The 25,464-nt window shown below is 72.0% G+C and carries 15 protein-coding genes; 8 read left to right on the top strand and 7 right to left on the bottom strand.

Annotated features, from left to right (window positions below; genetic code table 11):
* Positions 1-410 precede the first annotated feature (410 nt).
* On the top strand, positions 411-1,145 hold the full coding sequence (locus ACFYPJ_RS31880; RefSeq protein WP_389024718.1) for a TIGR04222 domain-containing membrane protein: 735 nt from the start codon (positions 411-413) through the stop codon (positions 1,143-1,145).
* An 87-nt stretch (positions 1,146-1,232) separates the two neighbouring features.
* On the opposite strand, the gene gcl is transcribed toward ACFYPJ_RS31880, so the two are convergent.
* Positions 1,233-3,017 (bottom strand): glyoxylate carboligase, encoded by a 1,785-nt coding sequence (gcl, locus tag ACFYPJ_RS31885; protein ID WP_389024720.1) that lies wholly within the window; start codon positions 3,015-3,017, stop codon positions 1,233-1,235.
* A 265-nt stretch (positions 3,018-3,282) separates the two neighbouring features.
* Here gcl and ACFYPJ_RS31890 point away from each other — a divergent pair, with 265 nt between their 5' ends.
* Positions 3,283-3,951: a hypothetical protein gene (locus tag ACFYPJ_RS31890; RefSeq protein WP_389024722.1), complete on the top strand. Its 669-nt coding sequence runs from the start codon at positions 3,283-3,285 to the stop codon at positions 3,949-3,951.
* Between the two features lie 1,031 nt (positions 3,952-4,982).
* Here the strand turns inward: ACFYPJ_RS31890 and ACFYPJ_RS31895 are convergent.
* Positions 4,983-6,587, bottom strand: coding sequence for an AMP-binding protein (locus tag ACFYPJ_RS31895; RefSeq protein WP_389024724.1), 1,605 nt, complete (start codon positions 6,585-6,587; stop codon positions 4,983-4,985).
* On the bottom strand, positions 6,584-8,254 hold the full coding sequence (locus ACFYPJ_RS31900) for an AMP-binding protein (protein ID WP_389024726.1): 1,671 nt from the start codon (positions 8,252-8,254) through the stop codon (positions 6,584-6,586). The genes ACFYPJ_RS31895 and ACFYPJ_RS31900 overlap by 4 nt, the downstream gene beginning before the upstream one ends.
* A gap of 198 nt (positions 8,255-8,452) precedes the next feature.
* Here ACFYPJ_RS31900 and ACFYPJ_RS31905 point away from each other — a divergent pair, with 198 nt between their 5' ends.
* Positions 8,453-9,286, top strand: a complete 834-nt coding sequence (locus ACFYPJ_RS31905) for a response regulator transcription factor (protein WP_389024728.1) — start codon at positions 8,453-8,455, stop codon at positions 9,284-9,286.
* A gap of 53 nt (positions 9,287-9,339) precedes the next feature.
* Here ACFYPJ_RS31905 and ACFYPJ_RS31910 read toward each other — a convergent pair whose 3' ends face one another.
* Entirely contained in the window at positions 9,340-10,419 is a 1,080-nt protein-coding gene (locus tag ACFYPJ_RS31910) for an alpha/beta fold hydrolase (protein ID WP_389024730.1), read from the bottom strand.
* A gap of 326 nt (positions 10,420-10,745) precedes the next feature.
* On the opposite strand from ACFYPJ_RS31910, the gene ACFYPJ_RS31915 reads away from it, so the two are divergent.
* The gene (locus ACFYPJ_RS31915; RefSeq protein WP_389024732.1) at positions 10,746-11,681 is read left to right on the top strand and encodes a helix-turn-helix domain-containing protein; all 936 of its coding nucleotides are present in this window, start codon (positions 10,746-10,748) and stop codon (positions 11,679-11,681) included.
* Between the two features lie 3 nt (positions 11,682-11,684).
* Here the strand turns inward: ACFYPJ_RS31915 and ACFYPJ_RS31920 are convergent, their stop codons facing one another.
* On the bottom strand, positions 11,685-12,275 hold the full coding sequence (locus ACFYPJ_RS31920) for a flavoprotein (protein WP_389024734.1): 591 nt from the start codon (positions 12,273-12,275) through the stop codon (positions 11,685-11,687).
* A gap of 456 nt (positions 12,276-12,731) precedes the next feature.
* Between ACFYPJ_RS31920 and ACFYPJ_RS31925 the strand changes: the two genes are divergently transcribed.
* Together ACFYPJ_RS31925 and ACFYPJ_RS31930 are read left to right on the top strand one after the other, a co-directional pair.
* A complete protein-coding gene (locus ACFYPJ_RS31925; RefSeq protein WP_389024736.1) occupies positions 12,732-15,575 on the top strand; it encodes an AAA family ATPase in 2,844 nt (947 codons plus the stop codon).
* A gap of 201 nt (positions 15,576-15,776) precedes the next feature.
* Positions 15,777-16,565: a S1 family peptidase gene (locus ACFYPJ_RS31930; RefSeq protein WP_389024738.1), complete on the top strand. Its 789-nt coding sequence runs from the start codon at positions 15,777-15,779 to the stop codon at positions 16,563-16,565.
* Between the two features lie 201 nt (positions 16,566-16,766).
* Here the strand turns inward: ACFYPJ_RS31930 and ACFYPJ_RS31935 are convergent, their stop codons facing one another.
* Entirely contained in the window at positions 16,767-17,861 is a 1,095-nt protein-coding gene (locus ACFYPJ_RS31935) for a PP2C family protein-serine/threonine phosphatase (protein WP_389024740.1), read from the bottom strand.
* Positions 17,862-18,343: 482 nt separating this feature from the next.
* Here ACFYPJ_RS31935 and ACFYPJ_RS31940 point away from each other — a divergent pair, with 482 nt between their 5' ends.
* Positions 18,344-21,568 carry a S8 family serine peptidase gene (locus ACFYPJ_RS31940; RefSeq protein WP_389024742.1) on the top strand — a complete coding sequence of 1,075 codons (3,225 nt, stop codon included), beginning with the start codon at positions 18,344-18,346 and terminating at the stop codon, positions 21,566-21,568.
* 132 nt (positions 21,569-21,700) lie between these two features.
* On the opposite strand, the gene ACFYPJ_RS31945 is transcribed toward ACFYPJ_RS31940, so the two are convergent.
* Positions 21,701-22,942, bottom strand: coding sequence for a ThuA domain-containing protein (locus tag ACFYPJ_RS31945; RefSeq protein WP_389024744.1), 1,242 nt, complete (start codon positions 22,940-22,942; stop codon positions 21,701-21,703).
* A gap of 286 nt (positions 22,943-23,228) precedes the next feature.
* Between ACFYPJ_RS31945 and ACFYPJ_RS31950 the strand changes: the two genes are divergently transcribed.
* Positions 23,229-25,445: an MMPL family transporter gene (locus ACFYPJ_RS31950; protein WP_389024746.1), complete on the top strand. Its 2,217-nt coding sequence runs from the start codon at positions 23,229-23,231 to the stop codon at positions 25,443-25,445.
* Positions 25,446-25,464: the final 19 nt, after the last annotated feature.

Here is a 25,464-nt window from a genome sequence, read left to right on the forward strand (position 1 = left end):
ACCAGTGCGGTGGTGAAGGACCCGGGCCCCCTGCCCTACCGAAGGGGAGAGCGTCCCCGGTCCGTCGCGACCGCCGCGGTCCCGGCCCCACCTCACGGGCCGGGATCACGGCCGCCTCCCTCGGTGGCCGCGGTCCCGGCCCCGCCTCTGCACGAAGAGGCCCCACGATCCCGCCCGGCGGCGCGCATGTCCTCTCGCGCCCGGTCACGCGCCGCCGGGCGGCCAGGTACCCGCGGGCAGGACCGCGACGGGGCCGGGGTACGGCCGCTGCCGTACCCCGGCCTACGCAACCCTCAAATCAAGCTCTGAGCATCGCGCGCGGAGGCTTCGAGGGCCCTCGCCCGCGGGCACACCACCGGCACGCGGCGCCCTCCCGCACCGGGGCGGCGGGCCCCGCACGGGGGTTTCTCATGAGCCATGCGACAACGACCGCACCGGACCCGTACGCGGTCGCCCTGCTGCGCGGCGGCGACCGCGCCGCGGTGACCGCCGCCCTCGCCGGGCTGCAGCTGCGCGGCGTGGTCGAGGCCGGGCGGCCGGGCACGGTGCGCCGGACCGGGGTGAAAGGCGCCGTGTCCTTCCGCCATCCCTTGGAGAAGGCGGTACGCACGAGCCTCTACCGGCCGGCCGGACCACGGGAGCTGCCCGCCCGGGAGGTGGTGCGCCGGGCCCTGGCCAGGATGCGGGCGGAGCTGGTGGCGCAAGGACTGCTGCGGGCGCTGCCACCTGGCCGCACCCGCACCGGCCGCCGGCACCTGGCGGAGCTGCGGGAGCGCCATGCTCTCCCGGACGGCCCCGCCGGCCCCGACGGCCTCGCGGAGGACGCCGTGCTGTTCGCCGTCGCGCTGTACGGCGAGCGCGCCCTGACCGCCGTCCTGCCGCGTTTCGCCCGCGAGGCCGGGCTCGTCGGCCGTGGCGCGCTCGCGGACGAAGGCCGTTTCCCCTTCAGCCGGGGCAACGACATCCGCTTGCTCCGCCACCGGGCCGACGACGGCATCCTGTTCGACCTGGACGGGGACGACCGCGACCACGGGGGCGGGTCCGTGCACCACGGCCACGGTGGTTCGGCGCACGGCCACGACCACGGCGGCGGCTCCCACGGCCATGACTACGGCGGCGGCTGCGGAGGCGGCGGGTACGGCTGAACTCCCCCGCACCCGACGGCCGGGGCACCCCGAGGCACGCCGCGGGGGCGGCCCGTCGCCGGGCCGCTCCCGTGTGCACCGGCCGGGTCAGACCTTCAGCGTCCGGATCGACGTCGGCGCGTGACCGGGTTCGGTCGCGATCTCCTCGAACTCGACCACGTTGCCGATGTCGTTCGTCCCCGACATCGAGATGTTGGTGACGCGCTCCAGGATCGCCTCGACGACCACCGGCACCCGGTGCTCGGCGGCGAGTTTCTTGGCCTGCTCGAACGCGGCGCCCAGCTCGTTCGGGTCGGTGACCCGGATCGCCTTGCAGCCGAGGCCCTCGACGACCTTGACGTGGTCGACGCCGTAGACGCCCAGTTCCGGCGAGTTGATGTTCTCGAACTCCAGGCTGACCTGGAAGTCGATGTCGAACGCGCGCTGCGCCTGACGGATCAGGCCCAGATAGGAGTTGTTCACCAGGACGTGGACGTACGGGATCCGGTGCTGGGCGCCGACGGCCAGTTCCTCGATCATGAACTGGAAGTCGTAGTCCCCGGAGAGGGCGACGACCGACGCCTCCGGGTCCGCCTTCGCCACGCCGAGCGCCGCCGGGACGGTCCAGCCCAGCGGGCCCGCCTGACCGCAGTTGATCCAGTGCCGGGGCCGGAAGACGTGCAGCATCTGGGCGCCGGCGATCTGCGAGAGGCCGATCGTGGTGACGTACCGGGTCTCCGGGCCGAAGGCCTTGTTCATCTCCTCGTAGACCCGCTGCGGCTTGATCGGGATGTCGTCGAAGTGGGTACGGCGCTGGAGCCTGGCCCGCTTCTCCTGTGCGGCGGCGGCCCAGCCGGAGCGGTCGGGCAGCCGGCCGGCCGCCTTCAGCTCCCGGGCCACCTCGACGAACAGGTGCAGGGCGGCCTTCGCGTCGGAGGCGATGCCGTAGTCCGGCGCGAAGATCTTGCCGAGCTGGGTGGGCTCGACGTCGACGTGGACGAACTTCCGGCCGGCCGTGTAGACGTCGAGCTTCCCGGTGTGGCGGTTGGCCCACCGGTTGCCGATGCCGAGGACGAAGTCCGACTCCAGGAAGGTCGCGTTGCCGTAGCGGTGCGAGGTCTGCAGGCCGACCATGCCGGCGTTCAGCTCGTGGTCGTCCGGGAGCGCACCCCAGCCCATGAGTGTGGGCACCACCGGAGTACCGGTCAACTCGGCAAATTCCACGAGGAGTTGGCAGGCGTCGGCGGTGATGACGCCGCCGCCCGCGACGATCAGCGGGCGCTCGGACGCGTTGAGCAGCGCGAGCGCCTTCTCGATCTGGGCGCGGGTTGCGGCCGGCTGGTAGACGGACAGCGGCTCGTAGGTCTCCGGGTCGAACTCGATCTCGGTGAGCTGGACGTCGAGCGGCAGATCGATCAGGACCGGTCCCGGCCGGCCGGACCGCATCAGGTGGAACGCCTGCTGGAAGACGCCCGGGACCTGTGCGGCCTCCAGCACGGTCACCGCCATCTTGGTGACGGGCCCGGCGATGGAGGCGATGTCGACGGCCTGGAAGTCCTCCTTGTGGATCACCGCGGTCGGCGCCTGGCCGGTGATGCACAGGATCGGGACGGAGTCGCCGGTGGCCGAGTACAGACCGGTGATCATGTCGGTGCCGGCCGGGCCCGAGGTACCGATGCAGACACCGATGTTGCCCGCGTGGGTGCGGGTGTACCCCTCGGCCATGTGCGAGGCGCCCTCGACATGGCGGGCGAGGGTGTGGGTGATGCCGCCGGATGCCCTGAGCGCCGCGTAGAAGGGGTTGATCGCCGCGCCCGGCACACCGAATGCGTCGGTGACGCCCTCCCGCTTGAGGATCTCAACTGCCGCGCGGGCAGCGGTCATACGAGCCATCGAGTACTCCTGCTTCGGCTGTCGGTTGCGTACTCCCGTCGCGCCCCGCGGTGAGCACTGCCCTGTGGTGACGTGCGATGCCTGCGGCACCGCTTCCGCACTGACACTTCACGTTACTTCCGCATTGTGGAATTCAACTTCTACTATCTGGAATCAATGTAGGTCGGGGAGCAAACGTCGTCAAGAGACGGACAACGGAGGGCCGACGGGAGCACGATGGGACGGCTGTCCCGACACGACGCGATGGAGAAGGTGGGAGAGGGCCATGCCCGAGAGCCTCCCGGTGCGCTGTCCGGTCTGCCGGCGCGAGCACGTCTACAGCGCGCCCGCCTACCCCTGCGCATGCGGCGTCCCGGTCGCCCCCGCGCTGAATCCCGGCGCCGAGCCGGCGGTTATCGGCCACCTGGCCTGGGACGACCACTGGGTCACCGTGCGCTGCCCGGCCTGCGGCCGCCGGGACGACTGGCCGCACCCGGAGCTGGGCTGCCCGTGCGGGACGGCCCTCAGGGTCCCGGTGTCGGGCGGCGCGGCGGCGGCCGGCGGCGCCGAGCCCCGGGCGGCCTTCCGGCCCGTCACCATCCGCACCGCGCGCGACGCGGTCACCGATGCCGCGCTCTATCTGCGCTGGCTGGGCTACCGGGACATTCGCCGCGCCGACCAGCGGCCCACGGCGGGCATCGGCCTGGCCGCCCGGGGCCTGCTGGCCCAGGTCGACCCGACGGCCGGCCCGGCTTCACCGCGGGATGTCGAGTGCCTGTGGCTGACGGCCATGTCGGAGTCCGCGCAGTGCGTCTACTTCTCCCTGTGCGGGTACGCCGACGAGGCCCGCGACCGCGCCGACACCCTGGACATCCCCTTGTTCGTCCTCGACCTCACCGGCACACCGCAGCCGGTCAACGCCCCCGCCGCCCGCCTGGACGAGCACGGCCCCTGACACCGCGTCCGGATGAACCACCGGCGGGCCGGTCCCGTTACAACCGGGGGGAGAACGCCCGGCGGCCGGACTCAGGCCGCGGACTTACCGGAGGTTGAAAGATGCCGAGAAACGCCCACCCGGCACGAAAGAGGACACGCCGCGAGGCTTCCGAGGGGACGGCTTTCCTCCGAGACTACATAGACCCGAACAAGTCCGGCGACTTGTCAGTGAGGGACTATGCGACTTTTCGAGGCATAAATGACCATACCGCCGCCGGCTGGGCCCGCAAAAAGGAGGGCCAGGCTTACCTGGGGTTGGAGCCCGAGGAGCAGCACAAGCTGGAGGCACGCCTGCAGGAGAACAAATCGCAAAGTTACCGGCACCGGGAGCCGAGGACTGCCGTCAGCACCGCAGCGGCACAGGCACCCACACCGGATCCGATGAGCCATTTCACAGGAGCTCCGGAAGGAGTCCCCTCGACCGAGTGGCTGGCGCCGACGGGGGAGACCTTCGAATATCCGTACGGCACCTACGTCGCGGCCCAGTACCAACCCGGTGCCCCTGGTTCCTCCACCATGGCAAACGCCGCCGGCGGCCTCGAATTGACCGGACGCGCCCTCGACTGGACCCAAACAGGGCTCCCGCCCCTGCCGACAGGCCGCGAACCGCACCCGGACCCGGTTTACGGAAACCACTACAACAGACACCGCGGCAGCGGGCACAACACCGGAACGGGACACGGCCGCTGACGCCCCCACAGCAGCCACACCTCCACGCCCCCTCCTGAAACAGCAGGAGGGGGATCCCCGCAGCTCACGCCCCAGGCCAACACCCCGCCACCCCGGCCGAGTCCACACCCTGACGCCACGTCCACCTGAACCACCCGCGCCCCGGCCCTGTTGTCAGCAGGAGAACGTCCCCAGCGGCCGGACTCCCGGCCACAGGCAGTCAACACCCCCGCCGCCCGCCTGGACGAGCGCGGCCCCTGACACCGCGTCCGGATGAACCACCGGCGGGCCGAGCGGAGACACCCCTGCCCGGCGGAGCGTCTACGCGTACCGCGCCCGCAGTTCGACCTTGCGGACCTTCCCGGACACGGTCATGGGGAAGGAGTCGACGATCTCCAGCCGGCTCGGGATCTTGTAGTGCGCGATCCGGTCCGCGCAGAAGGCCCGTACGTCCGCGAGGGTCGGTGGGTCGGCCGGGTCGCGCGGGACGACGCAGGCCAGCACCTCCTCGCCGTACCGCTCGTGCGGCACCCCGACGACCTGGACGTCCCTGATCCCCGGATGGGTGTAGAGGAACTCCTCGATCTCCCGCGGATAGACGTTCTCACCGCCCCGGATGATCATGTCCTTGATCCGGCCGACGATCTCGACGTACCCGTCGTCGCGCATCGTCGCGAGGTCCCCGGTGTGCATCCAGCGGCCCGCGTCGACGGCCTCGGCGGTCAGCTCGGGCTCGTTCCAGTAGCCGAGCATCACGCTGTAGCCGCGGGTGCACAGCTCCCCCGCCGCGCCGCGCGGCCGGGTCATTCCGGTCGCCGGGTCGACGACCTTCACCTCCAGGTGCGGCAGCACCCGGCCGACCGTGCCCGTGCGGTGCTCCAGATCGTCGTCCGTCCGGGTCTGGAGGGAGACCGGGGAGGTCTCGGTCATGCCGTAGCAGATGGCGACCTCCGCCATGTGCATCTCGGCGACCACCCGCTTCATCACCTCGACCGGGCAGGGCGAGCCCGCCATGATGCCGGTGCGCAGCGTGGACAGGTCGTAGTCGGCGAAGCCGGGCAGGTTCAGCTCCGCTATGAACATGGTCGGTACGCCGTACAGCGAGGTGCAGCGCTCGTTCTGGACCGCCTCCAGCGTCGCCGCCGGGTCGAACGACGGCGCCGGGACGACCATGCACGCGCCGTGCGAGGTGGCCGCCAGGTTTCCCATCACCATGCCGAAGCAGTGGTAGAAGGGGACCGGGATGCAGATCCGGTCCTGCTCGCTGTAGTCGATCAGCTCGCCCACGAAATAGCCGTTGTTGAGGATGTTGTGGTGGGAGAGCGTGGCACCCTTCGGGAAGCCCGTCGTGCCCGAGGTGTACTGGATGTTGATGGGGTCGTCGCAGGACAACTCTGCTTCTCGCGCAGCCAGTTCGGCCCGTGGCACGGTCTCCGAGCGTGCGGTGAACTCCGCCCAGCCCGGGTCGCCGAAGTAGACGGTCTCCCGCAACTCGGGGCAGTCGCCCCGTACTTCTTCGATCATCGCGCGGTAGTCGCTGCTGCGGTGCCGCACGGACGCGAACAGAGTGGAGACACCGGCCTGGCGCAGGACGAAACCGACCTCGTGGGAGCGGTAGGCCGGATTGATGTTCACCATGATCGCGCCGACCCTGGCGGTGGCGTACTGGACCAGTACCCACTCGGCGCAGTTGACCGCCCAGATGCCCACCCGGTCGCCCTTGGCGACCCCGCTCGCCAGCAGCGCACGGGCCAGCGTGTCCACGTCCGCGGCGAATCGGGTGTACGTCCAGCGGCGCCCGGACGCGACGTCGACCAGTGCCTCACGGTCCGGCCAGGCCGCGACCGCCCGGTCCAGGCTGGCCCCGATGGTGTCGCCGAGCAGCGCGGTGCCGCTCGTCCCGTGGGCGTAGGACCACTCGCTCACCTGATGTCCTCCTCGCGGAACTCGTTCGCGGAACCGGCTGCCGTGGCCTCGCGCAGTTCGATCCGGCGGATCTTGCCGGAGACGGTCTTGGGCAGCTCGCCGAACTCCAGGCGGCGGATGCGCTTGTAGGGGGCGAGGATCTCGCGGGAGTGCTCGAACAGCATCTTCGCGGTGTCCGGTCCCGGCTCCCAGCCCTCGGCGAGCACGATGTACGCCTTCGGCACGGCCAGCCGCAGTGCGTCCGGCGCGGGCACCACGGCGGCCTCGGCCACCGCCTCGTGCTCCAGCAGCGCGCTCTCCAGCTCGAACGGGGAGATCTTGTAGTCCGAAGCTTTGAACACGTCGTCCGTGCGGCCGACGTAGGTGATGTAGCCGTCCTCGTCCCGGGAGCCGATGTCACCGGTGCGGTAGTAGCCGCCGGCCATCGCCTCGGCCGACCGGTCCGGCTCGCCGTGGTAACCCGCCATCAGGCCCACGGGCCGCTCGGACAGGTCGAGACAGATCTCGCCCTCCGCGACCCCGGGGGCGCCGGAGACCGGGTCGAGCAGGACGACCCGGTAGCCCGGGCTGGGCCGGCCCATGGAACCCGTCTTGAGCGGCTGGCCGGGGCTGTTGGAGACCTGCACGGCGGTCTCGGTCTGCCCGAAGCCGTCGCGGATGGTGACGCCCCAGGACCGCCGGACCTGCTCGATGACCTCGGGGTTGAGCGGCTCACCGGCGGCGGCGGCCTCCCGCGGCGGGGTGCCCAGCTGGGTCAGGTCGGACTGGATGAGCATGCGCCACACGGTCGGCGGCGCGCAGAAGGTGGTCACCCGGGCCCGATCCATTTCGGCCATCAGTCGGGCCGGGTCGAAGCGCGTGTAGTTGTGGATGAAGACGGTGGCCTCGGCGTTCCACGGGGCGAACAGATTGGACCAGGCGTGCTTGGCCCAGCCGGGCGAGGAGATGTTCAGATGCACGTCGCCCGGCCGGACGCCGATCCAGTACATGGTGGCCAGGTGCCCGATCGGGTACGAGGTGTGGGTGTGCTCGACCAGCTTGGGGCGGGCGGTCGTGCCGGAGGTGAAATAGAGCATCAGCGGGTCGTCGGCGAGCGTCGGCCCGTCCGGGGTGAAGTCCGAGGAGGCGGCGTACGCGTCCTCGTAGCGCTGCCAGCCCGCGGGGGCGCCGCCGACCGCGACGCGCGTGTAGCGACCGGGTACGCCGGTGAACTTGCCGGTGTCGGCCGCGCTCGCCAGCACGTGCCGGACCCGGCCGCGCTCGACGCGGTCACGCAGGTCGGCGGGGCCCAGCAGCGGGGTGGCCGGGATGACCACGGCACGCAGCTTCATCGCGGCGAGCGCGGTCTCCCACAGTTCGGCCTGGTTGCCGAGCATGACCAGGACGCGGTCCTCGGCCCGGACGCCCTGCGCGCGCAGCCAGTTCGCCACCCGGTCGGAACGGTCGGACAGTTCGGCGAAGGACAGCCGGCGCTCGCTGCCGTCCTCCTCGACGATGCGCAGGGCGGTGCGGTCGTTGCCGTCCGCGATGACGTCGAACCAGTCGAGGGCCCAGTTGAAACGGTCCGGGCGCGGCCACTCGAAGCCCTGGTAGGCCGTGGCGTAGTCCTCGCGGTGTTCCAGCAGGAAGTCCCGTGCCCTGCGGAACAGCTCAGTCGCCGTCGTCATCTGTGCTCCCTGTTGCTCGGTAGCGCGCCACCGGAGCGCGCCGGCTGCCGCCGGCGTCGGCTCACCCCTGCGGCTCACTCCCATCGGTGCCGGACCATTGCCGGGCGGCTCTCTGGCATCGTGTAATCCGTGATGCAGATCTCACTACCCCCGAACGGGGGTGTGGATCGCAATGAGCCACGGTGAAGGGGCGAACAGGTGGCGGCAGACGTCACGGGGGCGGTGGAGATCAGCGGTGCGCTGTCCCGGCTGCGACGGGTCACGGGACTGCCGGTCGCCTTCGGCGGCCTGGTGGAGGCGGGCCGGCCGAGGGTGCGGATCAGCGAGCTGAGCGGGACGTCCACAGCGGCCCTGCGCGCACTCGCGGTGACCTCGGGCAACGGGCTCGGCGGCAAGGCGGTGGAGCTGGCCAGGCCGTGTGCGGTGACGGACTACTCGGCCTCGCGGCAGATCAGCCACGAGTACGACATCCCGGTGGCCGTCGAGGGCCTGCGCTCGGTGGTCGCCGTACCGGTGGTGGTGCGCCGGCGGGTGCGGGGCGTGCTGTACGGCGCACTGCGCTCGGCGCAGCCGCTGGGCGACCGCACGCTGAGTGCGGCGATGGCGGCGGCCCGGGACGTGGAACAGGCGCTCGTGGTGCGGGAGGAGGTGCGCGGGCTGCTGGCGGCGGCCCACCCGGAGCGCCCGGCCGACGGGGACGCCGGTCCCGTCCGGGAGCAGGTGCGCGAGGCGCACGCGGCGCTGCGCGCCCTGGCCCCGCGGATCGCCGACCCGGGGCTGCGGGCCGAACTCCTGGCCGCCTGCGGGCTGTTGACGAAGACGGAGGCAGCGCGGGGCGCGGGTCTGGCGCCGCGCGAGGTGGACGTCCTCGCCTGGGTGGCCGCGGGCGCGACCAACGCGGCGGTGGCGGACCGGCTGGGCCTGCGCCCCGAAACGGTCAAGGGCTACTTACGCTCGGCCATGCGCAAGCTGGGCGCCCACACCCGCGGGGAGGCGGTGGCGGCGGCCCGCCGGACCGGGCTGTTGCCCTAGCGGGGGTGGTGGGCCCGCCGCAGGAGAACGGACGCCGGATCCGGCGTCCGCAGTCAGAGGTGGTCTACGTCGACGACGGCCTGGGCGAAGGCGGTCGGTGCTTCCTGGGGCACGTTGTGGCCGATGCCGGCCAGCGTCCGGTGCTCGTACTTCCCGGTGAACCTGTCGCGGTACGAGGAGCCGTTGCCCGGCGCCGTGAACGGGTCCCGCTCGGCGTCGATGGTGATGGTGGGCACCCCGATGGACGGGGTGGCGGCGAGCTTGTCCTCGTAGCCGTCGTAGCGGGGTTCGCCCTGGGCGAGGCTGAGCCGCCAGCGGTAGTTGTGAATGACGATCGCGGGGTAGTCGGGGTTCTCGAAGGCGGTCGCGGTGCGGTCGAAGGTGGCGTCGTCGAAGTGCCAGGTGGGGGAGACGATGTACCAGACGAGGTGGGTCAGTTCGCGGCGGTGGGTCTTCTCCTCCATGGCCAGCCTGCCGCGCTCGGTGGCGAAGTAGTACTGGTACCACCAGGCGTACTCGGCCTTCGCCGCGATCGGTTTCAACTGGGCTTTGCGGTTGGTGATGAGGTAGCCGCTCACCGAGACCAGGGCCTTGACGCGCTCGGGCCACAGGGCCGCGATGATGTCCGCGGTCCGCGAGCCCCAGTCGAAGCCGGCGAACACGGCGTCGTGGATCTTGAGCACGTCCATCAGCGCGATGATGTCGAGGGCGAACACCGACTGCTGTGCGTTGCGGAACGTGCGGGAGGACAGGAAGGTCGTCGTGCCGTGGCCGCGGAGGTAGGGGACGATCACGCGGTAGCCCTGGTCCGCCAGCAGCGGAGCGACGTCGACGTAGCTGTGGATGTCGTAGGGCCAGCCGTGCAGGCAGATGACCACGGGGCCGTGGGCGGGGCCCAGCTCCGCGTAGCCGACGTTCAGCAGACCGGCCCTGACCTGCTTCAGCGCGGGGAAGGAGGTGTGCGTGCCCGGGGTGATCGCCGGCACGACCGGGATCCTGCCGCCGCCCCCGCCGCCCTCGCCGCCGCCACCGCCCCGGGGGACGGCGGAGGGGCCACGCAGTCCGGCCGGCGAGACGGCAGCCGTTCCCGTGCCCAGACCCAGGACTTTGCTGAAGGTGCGCCTGTCGATCATGTGAACCCTCCGTCTGTCGCCGGTGTGCCGACCGGTACGGGGCTGCTACGAAGGAGAAGGGTGTGTGGCGTCACTCCGGGTACGTCCCGCGACGACATTGGCGCAGAGTTTCATCACTGGTCAACATGATGACAATTTTCAACATTTATGGCACATATCGTCATTGAGTCGACCATAAATGTGGACACACGGCAACTCAGGGTGCGAAGGCCCGGTCGGTCTCCGCTCCGGCCGCGGGTGGTCACCCGCGCGCTTCGGGCCCCGTGTCCCCCTCTTCGGAGCGGGCCCGGCAGGTCACGGTTGGCGCGGGCCGTCATCATGGAGACATGCATGCCTGCTCGCGTACCCAGTGGTCCAGTGCCGACGTCGAGGCGTCGGACGCGTTCGCCTACTGGGCCGACGTCGTCTGCGACACGTTCGTCGGGGTGGCGGTGCGCCCCGGGCCGGACGCGGGCTTCGAGGGCCGGATCGAGACCTCGGTCCTGGACGGGATCGGGTTCGCCGCCCTGACCACGGGCCCCCAGCAGGTGGCACGGACGCGCCGGCTGATAGCGCGTGACCGCGAAGACGTCCTCCTCGCCAACATCCAGCTCCGCGGCCGGGCCAGGCTGGAGCAGAACGGACACGTGGCCGTGCTCACCCCGGGGGCGATGGCCTTCGTCGAGAGCGCCCATCCGTACGCGCTGGACTTCGCGGACGGCTTCTCCCAGCTGGTGGTCAAGGTGCCCAGGGCCCGGCTGCCGCACCGCTCGCTGAGCGGTGCGACCGCCGTGGAGCTGGATGCCTCCGGACCCGGCCGGGTCGTCGCGGACTTCCTGGTCGGGCTCAACCGTCTGCAGGGCCACGCCCCGGGGGAAGCGGCGGCGCTGCTGCCGCACGCCGTCGACCTGCTGGACACGGCGCTGGCCTGGGCCGCGGGCGCCGCGCCGCGTCAGACGTCGGCGGCGGCGCTGACCCGCGAGCGTGTCCATCGTTTCGTGCGCCGTCACCTCACGGACCCTCGCCTGGACGCCGCCGCGGTCGCCGCGGGCTGCGGTGTCTCCCGGCGCACGATGTACCGCGTGCTGGCACAGGACGGCGAATCGCTCACGGCACTGATCCGCCGGCTGCGGGTGTCACAAGCCCAGCGGCTGGTTCTGGCGCACCCCGAGCGCCCGCTCGCCGCCGTGGCCCGCGAGTGCGGGTTCGGCAGCGAGGCGCAGCTGTACCGGACGTTCAGAGCCGTCACGGGCATGACGCCCGGCGTCTACCGTTCCCGATGACGCTCAGCCGGTCCGGGGCCCGCCCTTCGGCATGAGCTCCCTGACCGACTCGATGAACTGGGGCGGAGCCGGCGGCATGGGGGCCTTGACGAACTCGCCGAGGCCGACGTCGTAGCGCTGCCCCCACTGCGGTTCGACGACGTGGTAACCGTCGAGACGGAGCTGGTCCACATTGCGCTGGACGGCGGGCTTGTTCCACATCTCGCCGGTCATCACCGGGAAGAAGACCACGGGGAAGTCGGCGGCGGCGATGGTCGCGCTGAGCATGTTCGGCACGGCGCCCGTGGCGGTGACGGAGAGCATGTTGGCGGTGGCCGGCAGGACGGCCATCATGTCGTGTTCCGCCGCCAGGGTCGCCTGGTTCTCCCGCGCCCAGTCGTCCGGATCGGTCCCCGTCACCACGCGGTCCGCGAAGAGGGCGACGGTGTGCGGCGGGAGGAACGTGGCGGCGGTGTGCGTCATCAGGACGGTGACGGTCCCGGCGAACGTGGTGCGCAGCGCGTTGATGTACATCGGCAGCGTGGCGACGGCGGCGGAACCGGTGGCGCCGATGAGCAGGCGCCCACCGAAGCTGGAGGGGTTGTTGCTGGTCATGCCTCCAAGATGGTCCGGCGCACCGACCGGGGTGTGACCATGTGTGCCACGGGAGCTGACCGTACGTGCCGGGTCCGGGCCGGCCGCGCCGCCGGCTCTCCCCGTCCCCCGCGTTTCGGCGGGGGAGAAGGCGAGCGGGCCCGACGGCGGGCGGCTGCGCGGTCACCCTCTCCTTGGCCGTGGATCCGGGTGGCCCGGCACCGCTGCGAGGAGTCCCGTGCCGCACTCCCCCACGCCCGTACACGAGAACGGGAACACGCGCCGAACGCGGCTCCCCCTTCCGCGGAGACCCAAAGAAGGGCCCCAAGCCCCACCAGGAGCCCGGCATCCGTTCACTTGACGAAGATTTGAATTTCTCGGTACGCGCCCCCGGTTATTGCCCTCGGTACACCGTCCATCCGAATTTCAGGAATCATTGCCTAGAATTTGGCCCGGACACGACACACAAGGGGAGTGGTGACCGTGCGACGGGACTTCCGGGAGCCTGCGAGATACCGCCCCGACCTGGTCTTCGGCCGGGACGAACCATTAGCCGCCGCGCGTGACCAGCTCGCCTCGGGCGGCAGCGTGCTGCTGCACGGCCCCGCCGGAATAGGGAAATCGACCGTCCTGCGGGCCTTGGCCGCCGAATACGCGGGAGCCGCCCGCACCGTGTTGCGCTGCTCCGCAACCGAGTCCGAATCCCATCTTCCCTTCCTCGCCCTCGCCGACCTTCTCGGCCTGGTCCTGGAGGAGGTCTCCGGCCGGCTCCCCGCGGCCCAGCGCACTGCCCTGGAGTCGGCACTGACCGGCCGCGGCGAATCCACCCTGCAACGCGACGGCCTGGCGCTGCGCCTCGCGGTGCTGTCCGCGCTGCGCGCACTCGCCGCCGAGGGCACCGTCCTGGTCGTCGCCGACGACCTGCAGTGGCTGGATCCGGCCAGCGCCGAACTCCTCGGCTTCGCCGCACGCCGCCTGGGCGGCACCCCGGTGCAACTCCTGTGCGCGGTACGCACGGAGGGGCAGGAGTACGACCGACAGTTACGTGCCTCCCCGCCGGACACCGTGGCCATCCGGCTCGGTCCGCTCAGCCGTGCCCAGGTCGCCACGCTGCTCGACCACCGCGGCCACCGCCTGCCGCGCTCCACGGTCCGCGAGATCCACCGCACCAGCGGCGGCAACCCGCTGTTCGCCCTGGAGCTGGGCCGCGCGCTGTCCGAAAGCCCCACCCCACCCCGGCCCGGCGAGCCGCTGCCCGTGCCCACCTCGCTGCGCGCCCTCGTCCTCAGCCGCCTCGACCTGCTGTCGGTCGAGGCCCGCCGCACCCTGCTGGTGGCGAGCGCGGGCGCCCGTCCCACACCCGCGCTGCTGCTCGCGGCCGGCCGCGACAACGTGGAGGCCGAATGCGCCCAGGCCGCCGAACTCGGTCTGCTGGCCACCGACCTCGACGGCCCGTCGGGTCCCACGATCCGGTTCGCGCACCCGCTCATCTCGGCCGCGCTGTACGCGGAAGCGCCCGCGCACGAGCGGCGTGCCGCGCACGCCGCGCTGTCCACCGCGGCCGGCGATCCGATCGAGCGGGCCCGCCACCTCGCCCTGGCCACCACCGGCACCGACCCGGAGGTCGCCGCCCGGCTCGCGGAGGCCGCCACCCTGGCACGGGACCGCGGGGCCCCCTTCGTGGCCGCGCACCTCGCCCTGCTCGCCGGCCGGCACACCCCCGCCGGCACCGTGCCGGGGCCGGACGAGCACCGGTTGCAGGCCGCCGAGGACGCGATCACCGCGGGCGAGGTGGACCTCGCCGGGGACATCGCCCGTGAGGTGCTGACCCAGGCCACCGCGCCCGCCGACCGGGTACGGGCCTGGATCATCGTGATCGACACGGCGGGCCACACCATGACCGAGGTCGACTCGGTCTTCCCGCAGGCCCTGGCCGACGCCGGGGACGACCCGCGGCTGCTCGCCCTGGTCCACTACCAGCTGGCCTGGCGGGGGCTGATCCTGCAGGGCGACTTCACCGAGGCCCGTGAGGCGGCCGCGCACGCCGCGGAGCTGGCCGCCCGTGGCGGCGACCGGCGCACCGAACTGCTCTCGCTGGCCTTCCAGGCCCAGACCGAGACCCTGATGGGTCACCCGGACGCACCCGCCACCATCAAGCGCGCCCTGAAGGAACCTCAGGATCCCGCGGTGGCCTGCCATCACAACGGCGCGGGCAGCGCCCGGTTCCGCTGGCTGGTCATGGGCGACCAGTTGGCTCAGGCGCGAGCGACCGTGACCGCGCTGCTGCGCGAGGTGCGGCGGCGCGGGTCGGTGGAGAGCGAGGTGCACTTCCTGCGCGGGCTCGCCGAGACCGAGCTGCGTTCCGGGCACTGCGGCCGGGCCCTCGACCTGGCCCGCGAGGGCCTCCGGCTGGCCCGGGACTCCGGGATCGGGCAGACCGCCTCCGCCATGCTCACCTCGCTCGCCGAGTCCTCCGGCGGGGACGTGGACCGGGGGCTGGTGCTCGCCCGGGAGGCGGCGGACCAGGCCGAGGAGGACGGCGACCAGATGTATCTGTCACGGGCCCTGGGCGCGCTCGGGTACGCCCAACTGGTGGTCGGGGACCCGGCGGGCACGGTCCGCTCGCTGCGCCGGGTGCGCGAACTGGAGGACGGACTCGGCATCACCGACCCGGCGCGCGGCCGCTGGCAGGGCGACCTCGCCGAAGCGCTCGTCCGTATCGGTGAACCGGTCGAGGCGCAGGCCGTCATCGATGTCACCCGGGAGCACGCGCTGCGGCTCGGCCGGGAGAGTGTCCTCGCCGTCCTGGACCGGTCCGAGGCGCTGGCGCGCGCCGCCCACGGCGACATGGAGGCCGCCGTCTCCCAGCTGACCGCCGCTCAGGACCGGCTCGCCAAGCTGGGCTACGGACTGGAGGAGGCCCGGGCCGCCTTCGCCCTGGCCGGGCTGCACGTCCGGTGGGCGGAGGCCGACGCTCCGGGGGACGGCCGCGGCCCGACGACGTCGTACGAGGAGGCCATCCGCCTCTTCAGGCGGTGCCGTGCGCTGCCCTGGCTGCGCCGGGTGGACGAGGCCGCGAGCGCGCCGGAACCACGGCCGGCCGCCGCCCCGGCCGCGCTCGACGGCCTTGAGGGGCTCGCCCCGACGGAGCGTCAAGTGGCCGCGCTGGTCATGGAGGGGGCGACCAACCGGGAGATCGCCGCGCGCCTGTTCATCAGTGTGAAGACGGTCGAGGCGACCCTGACCCGGGTCTACCGCAAGCTCGGGATCCGTTCGCGGGTGGACATCGTCCGTTTGGCGGCGGGCCGCCGCGCGAAGTGAGGGCGCTGCCGGTTAACTGGGCGCGACCGAGGGTTTTCCCTGCCCTACTCCCTTAGGGGGTTCCCTCTCTTGGGAGTCGAGGGTTCCGGGTCCTAGCGTATGGGCGTGCCGCTCGCCCGGGCACATGAGGGTCTCTCCCGCGACTCTCATGACCCCCCACCCCGCGCGTCCCCCACCGGCCACCCCCCACTGAGGAGACTCATGTTCGGGCTCACCCGTGCCAGAAAGACCGCCGCCGCCTTCGTGGCCACCGCCGCTGCCGCCACCGCACTGATCGCCGCCCCCTCGGCGCTCGCCGCTCCGCAGCCCATCGTCGGCGGGACGACGACCACGACGACCGCGTACCCGTTCATGATGCAGATCACGGACGCCGCCCAGAGCCAGTTCTGCGGCGGCACCCTGGTGTCCGCCACCAAGGTGGTCACGGCCGCGCACTGCATGGTCGGCGAGAGCACCGGCAGCGTCCGGGTGGTCGGCGGCCGGACCTACCTGGGCGGGACGGACGGCACGGTCAGCCGGGTCAGCAAGATCTGGATCAACCCGGACTACACGGACGCCGCCAACGGCGACGACGTGGCCGTGCTGACCCTGTCCACGTCGATGCCGTACACCACGGCGCCGTACGTCTCCTCCTCCCAGACGGGTGTGTACGCCGCCGGTACCACGGCCCGCGTCCTCGGCTGGGGCACCACCTCGGAGAACGGGGGCTCCTCCAACCAGCTGCGGACCGCGACCGTGCCCGTCGTGTCCGACTCCAGCTGCCGTACCGCCTACGGTTCGGACTTCGTCCAGACCGACATGGTGTGCGCCGGATACACCTCCGGCGGCGTGGACACCTGCCAGGGCGACAGCGGCGGTCCCCTGCTCATCGGGGGCGCCCTGGCAGGGATCACTTCCTGGGGCGAGGGCTGCGCCCGGGCCGGTTACCCGGGTGTCTACACCCGGCTGACCACCTTCTCGAACCTGGTGGCCGCGCAGGTCGGGTCGTAGCCCGGCCGGGCACCCGGTCCCGTCCGAGAACTCCTGAGCGCCCCTCAGGCCGAGCCAGGGGGGCGTTGCGAGCCACCACGAGCGGCCCGCAGCGCCCCCCTTTCCAAGGGCCGTTTTCCATGGGGCGCTTTCCATGGGCCGTTTTCCATGGGCCGTCCGCCCGGCTCCGTCCGGCCGCGGTGTCCGGTCGGCTTCCTCCGGTCAGATTCTGCGGATGGCGACGGCGGCGACGTCGTCGCTCAGGTTGTCCCCGCTGTGTTCCAGCAGGGCGTCATGCAGGCATGTCAGGACCTGCCGGGGCGGGTTGTCCATGTTGTCGCGGGCCCAGACGGTGAGGGGGAAGAAGGTTCCGTCGGCGCCGCGGGCCTCGGTGACGCCGTCGGTGTAGAGCAGGAGTTGGTCGCCGGCGCCGAAGGCGAAGCGGCAGATGTGGAAGGTGGGGGTGAGCAGGCCGCCGAGGTTGAGGGGCGGGGCGGGATCGTGGGAGTCGAGGACGTGGACGCTGCCACGGCGGCCGAGCAGGGGTGGGGGGTGGCCGCAGCTGAGGATGGTGGCGTGGGCGGCGTCGCGGGGGATCTCGGCGAGGACGGCGGTGGCGAAGAGTTCGGACGGGTCGCCGTGGGCGAAGGCGGCGGCGGCGTCGCGGGACAGGGCGGTCTCCAGACGGCTGGCGATCTGGGCGAGGTCGACGGCGTCGTAGGCCGCCTCCCGGAACGAGCCGAGCACCGCCGAGGCCGCGGCGAGAGCGGGCAGACCTTTGCCGCGGACGTCGCCGATGATCAGGCGGATCACGTCGGAGGTGTCGGCCAGGCCGTAGAAGTCGCCGCCGACCCGTGCGTGCGGGGTGGCGGTCAGGTAGAGGCTGCCGATCTCCAGAGGTCCGACGTGGCTCGGGATGGGCCGCAGCAGCACCTTCTGCGTGGCATCCGCCACGGTACGGACCTCGGTGATCGTGCCCTCGCGCTGCAGGCGCAGATGGCTGGCGTACGCCGCGGCCAGGGTGACGGCGCCGATCGAACCTACGGTGAACGCGGCGGTGTGATCCGCCGACACCATGGCGTACACCCCGGCCCCCAGCAGACAGACCAACCCGAGGAGCAGTGTGGGGACGACCGGCCACAGCACCGCGGCGAGCGCGGGTACCGCGGGCAGGAGCCGGTAGACCGGTTTCTCGGGTGGCGTCAGCACCTCGCCGACGGCGAGGAGCACCGCCAGGAGGGCCGGCGAGACCAGCACCGGATCCCGGCGCAGCCGGCCCAGCCAGCCGGTCCTGGCCCTAGCGGATATTCGCCTCATAAAAGGCAAATATATGCAAAGTACTCGCCGAAGGTGACTACGGGCCGACCGCCGCCGCCGAGTCGGCCGTCAGGTCGATTCCACACATCGCACGGACAGTGAGAGCGGCCTTCCTTTTCGTGACCGCATGTCCGGCACTGATCACGGTACGAGGGCTCACGGACTCGGGACGACATCCCTCTTGATCATTGAATGAGGGTCAAAGGCGGCCCGAAAGCATTCCCGACGAGACGGACACGGCCCACGTCAACCACCCTTTTCCGCAGGGCGGTTGACCGGCATGATCTACGTCTCCCCCGGCATCTCGACCATGGTGGATATGGCACGTCCCTGACAGGATGAGCTGCTTTTTGAACGGCGCTCACGTCACACCCCTGCCCGCCCCACCGACAGACAGGACGACAGTGCTGGGATCACGAAGAAGAACAAGACGGCTCACGTATGCCTCCGCCTGCTCCGGCGCGCTGATGATGACGGTGGCCATGACGACGGGGCTCACGACCGCCCCGGCCGCCGCAGCGGGTTCCCCGGCCGTGGCGGCGCCGTCACCCGCCGCCGCCTCCTCCTACCGAACGGTCACGCTGATCACCGGCGACCAGGTCCTGCTGGACGGCGACAGCAACGCCGTCGGTGTGACACCGGCCAGAGGCAGGGCCGGCATACCCCTGCAGATCAGCCACACCGGCGACCACACCTACGTCGTCCCCGCGGACGCCGACAGACTGATCGCCGAGGGCAAGGTCGACCGGGCGCTGTTCGACGTGGCCGAGCTGGCCCGCCCCGAGTACCGCGACCTGACCCGCGGCGGCGCCCCGGTGCTGGTGAAGTACACGGCGGCGAACCCGGCGGCCCGCGGCCGGCTGCACGCGGACACGGACACGCAGGTCCGGGAACTCACCTCCGTGGGCGCCGAGGCCCTGGTGGTGCCCCCCGAGGAGACCACCGCGGCCTGGTCCGCGCTCACCGACACCAAGAACCGCACGAGCGAACTGGCCCCGGGCGTGGCGTCCGTCGCCCTCGACCGGGTGGTGACCGCCGCCCTCGACGTGAGCGTTCCGCAGATCGGTGCACCCGGCATGTGGAAGGCCGGCTTCGACGGGACCGGCGTGAAGATCGCCGTGCTGGACACCGGCATCGACTCCGGGCACCAGGACCTGGCCGGCCGGATCGTCGCCCAGCAGAACTTCTCGACCGACGACGACGTCCTGGACCACAACGGGCACGGGACCCACGTCGCCTCGACGGCCGCCGGTACCGGAGCGGCCTCGGACAGCAAGTACAAGGGCGTGGCCCCCGGCGCCCGGCTGATCAACGGCAAGGTCCTCAACGCCGCCGGCTCCGGCCTGACGTCCGAGATCCTCGCGGGCATGGAGTGGGCCGTCGCGCAGGGCGCCGACGTCGTCAACATGTCCCTCGGCGCCCCCGACGAACCGGGCACCGATCCCCTCGAAGAGGCCGTCGACGCCCTCTCCGACCAGGCGCTGTTCGTGATCGCCGCGGGCAACTCCGGATCCGCCGCGGGCACGGTCGGCTCCCCGGGTGTGGCCGAGGACGCGCTGACCGTGGGCGCCGTGGACAAACTCGACCAGCTCGCCGGCTTCTCCTCACGCGGCCCGCGCTGGGACGGGGGCGTCAAGCCCGACGTGACCGCGCCCGGTGTCGGCATCACCGCGGCCGCGGCCGAGGGCACCCGGCCGGACGACCCGCACCCCGCGCCCGGATACGTCACCCTCAGCGGTACTTCCATGGCCACCCCGCACGTGACCGGGGCGGCGGCCCTGCTGATGCAGCAGCATCCGGACTTCAGCGGCGCGCAGATCAAGGCGCTGCTGACCGGATCCGCGAAGCCCGGCGGCTACAGCCCCTACCAGCAGGGCACCGGACGGATCGACCTGACCCGGGCCACCGCGCAGACCGTCGTGGCCGAGCCCGGCTCGCTGAACTTCGGCCGCACCTCGTGGCCGCACACCGACGACGAGCCGCAGACCCGCACGGTCACCTACCGCAACTACGGGGACCAGCCGGTCACCCTGGACCTGACCGCCACCACCACCGGTCCCGACGGCGGCGCCGCCCCCGACGGTCTCTTCACCCTCGGCGCCGGCCGGGTCACCGTCCCGGCCGGCGGCACCGCCGGTGTCGAGGTGACCGCGGACACCCGGGTCGGGGGCGAGACGAGCGGCGCGTACAGCGTGACGCTCGTCGCCACCGGCGGCGGCCAGACCATCCGCAGCGCGGGCGGGGTCGACCGCGTGGCGAACACCTACCGGGTCACCGTCAAGGCCCTCGGACGCGACGGCCTGCCGCCCGGCTTCTACGACTGGGCCGCCTGGCTCACCGGCATCGGCAACGACGAGCTCAAGCTGGTCCAGGGCGAGGACGGGACCGGCACCGTGGAGGTGCCGGCCGGCGAGTACGCGTTCGTCGGACGCAACTTCGCCGACGACGGCATCGACAATCTCGTCGCTCCGAAGGTGACGGTCGACCACGACATGACCATCGCCTTCGACGCGCGCGACACCCGGCCCGTCGAGGTGACCCTGCCGGACCCGCAGGCCACCGGCTATTCCACGCTCATCTCGACCCAGGTGCGCTCCAGCGGCGCCGAGGCGTCCATCGGCATCGGGCTGAGCGCCAGTCTGAACGGCGCCCGCACCGCGATGATCGGCGAGGCACCGGCGCCGGGCGAGGTCACGTCGTACTTCACCTCGCACTGGTACAACGGCGCGACCGAGTACCACATCGCCGACACCCTCCGGGACGGCTTCTACACCGGTCACGTCCAGCACGTCACCGCCAAGGACCTGGCCAAGCTGACCCTGCATCAGGGGGCGTCCGTCCCGGACGTCCTGGGGCTGAACTGGACCATCCTTCCGGCAGCCGGGGGCCTGGGCGTCGGCTTCTACGACGACCTGCCCAGCACCCGGACGGTGTACGTCCAGGGCGGCTACACCTGGGCGGCGCTCTCCGAGCAGCGCAACCCGACCAACGGCAAGGTCCAGACCCAGTACGAGGTCCCGGCCCGCGCCTACCCCGCCGGTACGAGCCGCGCCGAGACGGTCGGCACCGGCGTGTTCGGACCGGCCCTCGGCGACGGCGGCGGACTCGTCCGGGACGGCGACACGCTCACCGGGACGATCGCCCCGTTCACCGACGGCGCGGGACACCGCGGCGACAGCCTGTACGACGCGGCATCGGCCTCCACCACGCTGTACCGCAATGGCAGGAGTTACGCCACCGCGAACGGCGTGCTCGACGCCGTGAGGTTCGAACTGCCGCCGGACAGGGCCCGCTACCGGCTGGTGACCACGGTCGGCCGGGCGTCGACCGGTGTCTCCTCGGTCACCTCCGAGGTCACCTGGCAGGCCGAGTTCACCTCGGCCCGCACCGCCTCGCGCACCGCGGTCCCGGCCAGTGCCGTCCGCTACACGCCGCGACTCGCGCTGGACTCCACCGCGCCGGCCGGCGTCCGGCAGTCGGTGCCGGTCACCGTGCAGGGTTCGGCGGCCGGCCGGAACCTGGCGTCGCTGACGGTGTCCGTGTCCTACGACGGCGGAAAGACCTGGCGGCCAGTGACCGTCCGGCACGGCGCGGTCCGCGTGGCCAACCCGCCCGCGGGCGGCTCGGTCTCGCTGCGCGCCGAGGTGAGGGACCGTCAGGGCAACGCGTTCGCCCAGACGGTCCTCGACGCCTACCGCACCAAGTGACCCCGGCCGCCCCGGCGGCAGGCAGGGGATGAACGACGGCCGGGCCGCGGGACGCCGGCAGTGGCGTCCCGCGGCCCGGCCACTCCCCCGCCGGGACCTGCGGCGGTACGAGCCGTGCCCTGCTCCGACCGGTCAGGAAGGCAGGGTCCAGCTCTGGTTGGCCGCACCGGTGCAGGACCAGATCTGCAACCGGGTGCCGTTGGCGGAGCTGGGGCCGGTGGCGTCCAGGCACTTCCCGGACTGCGGGTTCACCAGCGACCCGGACGCGCCGGGCTGCCACTGCTGGGCGCCGGAGCCGTTGCAGTCGTAGAGCTGCACCTGGGCGCCGTTCGCGAGGCCGCCCGAGGTGATGTCCATGCACTTGCCGAGCGCCCGCAGGCTGCCGTCCGCGGCCACCGTCCAGTTCTGCGCGCCGGTGCCGTTGCAGTCGTAGAGCTGCACCGCGGTGCCGTTGGCGGTGCCGGCGCCGGCCACGTCCACGCATTTGCCCCCGTAGCCGTGGATCGGTCCGGTGCCGGCCGGCGGCGGGGTCGTGCCCGACTGTCCGCCCAGCCAGCGCAGGCCCTGGATGAGCAGTTGGTTCTGCTGGGTGCTGGCGAAGGTGGAGGACAAGGGGGTGTTGGTGGAGTAGTCCATCGCGTTGTGGCCGAAGTTGGCGTAGATCATCTTGTAGTTGCGGTTGGACCAGACGATCGGGTAATAGCCGCTGTACCAGGACTGGTTGGGGTCGGTGCCGACCGGGAAGGTGGAGGCGTCCAGCGACGCGAGGATGTCGATCGCCGGGTTCTGCCGCAGGTCGTTCTGCCAGCTGTACCACTCGCTGACCGAGGAGGCGATGGTGGCCGGCAGGCCCGCCGTGGCCGGGTGGGCGGGGTCGTCGATCCTGAGCGTCTCGGCGGTCGGCCCCCAGGTGTTGCTCCTGAAGGTGCCCGTGCCCAGGAAGGTGTTGTGATACCAGGGCCAGTCGCTGCTGTCGTCGTTGTAGGCGGAGACGTGGAAGCCGAAGAAGCCGCCACCGTTGTCCATGTAGGTCTTGAACGCCGACTGCTGCGCGGCGGTGTGGGGGTAGTTGTCGAGGAACATCACCGCCTGGTAGTTGGCCAGGTTGGCGGTGTTCAGCTGGTTCCAGTCGTTGGTCGAGGTGTACGAGAAGCCGTTCTGCGCGGCGGCCTGCGGGAACCAGGTGTTGGCCTCGCGGACGAAGCTGATGTGTGCCGCGTCGTACGTCCCGTCGTAGAAGGCGAGCACCTTGAAGGCGGGAGCGGTCTGCGCCGCGTGTGCCGGAATCGTCTGCAGGCCGAGCACTACGGCGAACAGTGCGAACAACCGCGACAGGGTCCGGGACCACCGGCGGGTGGTGCGGGGTCTGAACATGTGGGGGCCCTTCCTCGGATACCGGATGGGAACATGTGCCCGTGCACTGCATTCCTTAGCCCCTTCATCATGTCCAGGTCAATGGTCCAGACCTACTTGCCCTCTCGGGGCGCCGAGTCCGAGCTGAACGTTTCCGCTTCCGGCACCAGGCACTCCCGTCGGCCCCCGTACCGCCAACTGGCCCCCGTCCGCAGTGGAATCCGGGCAAAACCATGCCCGGCACGCGACGTTCTCGTTGGCCCAAGTGGTGAAAGGGTCGATGTGCCGAGGCGGGAGTGACAGACGGATGCTTGACCAGAGCCGCAGACAGGCGTGGGGGATGCTCTTGTGTGCGCTGTCCGTACTGGTGGTCGCCGCGTTACAGATCGTGCCGGCCTTCGAGATGCTGGGAACCGGGGGCACCCTGGCCACGGGGACGGAGGCGGAGCACGCCGAACGGCGGGCCGCCCGGCTCGGTCTGCCCCGCCCGGACGTCATCTTCGCGGTGTCCGCGATGCCCTCGACGTCCGCGGCCTCCACGGGTCCGGGGGCCGCCGCCGCGACCTCGGCACGCCTCACCGACGCGGATCGCAGGATCACGTCGCTGCTGGCGCACACCCCGGGCGTCGACGCGGTCACCTCCTTCGGCACCACGGGTGACCCGTGGCTGCGCTCGCGCGACGGGCGGACGCTGCTGGTCACGGCCGACCTGGCGGGCGACGAACGCCGGCGGGGCCGGACCGCCGAACGGATCGCGCCGGAGGTACGCGCGGCTGCCGCGCCCGCGACGCTGGAGATCAGCGGCTCGGCATGGCTCACGGCACAGATCGACGCGCAGTGCGAACGGGACCTGTTGCGGGCCGAGTTGCTCGCCGCGCCGGCCGTACTGCTGGTGCTGCTGGTCGCCTACGGCTCCCTGGTGTGCGCGCTGCTGCCGGTCCTGGTCGCGGCCTGCGCCGTGGTGTGCACCATCCCGGTACTGGGACTGCTGGCCAGGGTCACGGACGTGTCGGTGTTCGCCGTCAACGCCGCCTCCGCCATCGGCTTCGGGCTGGCCGTCGACTACACCCTGTTCCTGCTCTCCCGCTACCAGGAGGAAATGGCGTACGGCGCGACGCCGGTGCGGGCCCTGCGCACCGCCTGGCGGACGAGCGGGCGGTCCGTCGTCTTCTCCGCCGCCGCGGTCACCGCCTGCCTGGCGGCCACGCTCGTCGTCCCCTCACCGCTGCTGCGAGCCCTGGCCCTGGCCGGGATCGTCGTCACCGTGCTGTCGGCCCTGGCGGCACTGTTCCTGCTGCCCGGCCTGCTGACCCTGCTGGGCTCCCAGCTGCATCGCGGCGACCCGCTGCGCGGGCTGCGCCGGTACCGGCTGGGCGAGCCCAGCAGATTCTGGCAGTCGGTGACCCGGCGGGTGACCGCCCGGCCACTGCCCTCCGGGGCCGCCGCCGGCGTGGTGCTGCTCGTCCTCGCTTTGCCGTTCAGCCGGGTACACCTAGGCGTCATCGACCAGCGGGTCCTGCCCGCGTCCGCGCCGGCCGCCGCTGCCGTGACCCGGCTGGAGGCCGGCTTCGACCACCCGCCCGACCGGCTGCTGTCGGTCGTCGCCGACCTGCCCCCGGCCGCCGGGGCCCAACAGCGCGCACGCGAACGGTACGAGAGCAGGCTGCGCGCGCTGCCAGGGGTGGCCGGGGTACGGACGGTACCGGCGCCGACGGCCGCCGCGATGCGTTCGGCACAGGGCGTGTTCGTCGTGGCCGCCGGCCACGCACCCGGCGGGGAACAGGCCGCCCGGCTCGTGCGCGCGGTGCGGCAGGTACCCGGCGTCGCCCTGGTCGGTGGCCGCGCCGCCGAGATCACCGACACCGTCGTCGCGGTGCGCGCGGCACTGCCCGGGGCCGGCTGCTTGCTGGCGGCCGCGTTCGTGGTGCTGCTCGTCCTGCTGACCCGCAGCCTGGTCGCCCCGCTGAAGGCCATGGTGGTCGCCGTGCTCAGCCTCGGCGCGAGCGCGGGCGCGCTCGTGCTGGTCTTCCAACTGGGGTACGGCCGGAGCCTGGTGGCCGGTTTCTCCGTCACGGGTACGCTCGACGCGTCGCTGCTGCTGTTCACGCTGGCCATCGCGCTCGCCCTCTCGGTCGACTACGAGGTCTTCCTGCTCGGCCGGATCAGGGAGGAACACGACCGCACCGGCGACAACACCTTCGCCATCGTCCGGGGCATCGCACGCACCGGCCGGCTGATGACCTCCGCCGCGGCGGCCGTCGCGGTCTCCACCGTGGCCCTGGTCACCTCGCGGGTCAGCAGCCTGAAACTGGTGGGCGTCGGTGTGGCGGTCGCCGCCCTCGTCGACGCCCTGCTCGTGCGCGGGGTGCTGGTCCCCGCGGTCATGGCGGCTCTCGGCCCGGCGAACTGGTGGGCTCCGACCCTGCGCCGCGCCCGGCCCACCGGCACGCCCCGGTCGCAGCCGGACGGCCTGCGGCCCGAGCCGGACCACACGCTGACCGTGGTCGAGGGCCAGGGGAAATAGCGGACGGCTGAGACGGGCC

It is taken from the genome of Streptomyces sp. NPDC006012 (genome assembly GCF_042871185.1).
In the GTDB taxonomy this organism is placed as follows: Bacteria; Actinomycetota; Actinomycetes; order Streptomycetales; family Streptomycetaceae; genus Streptomyces.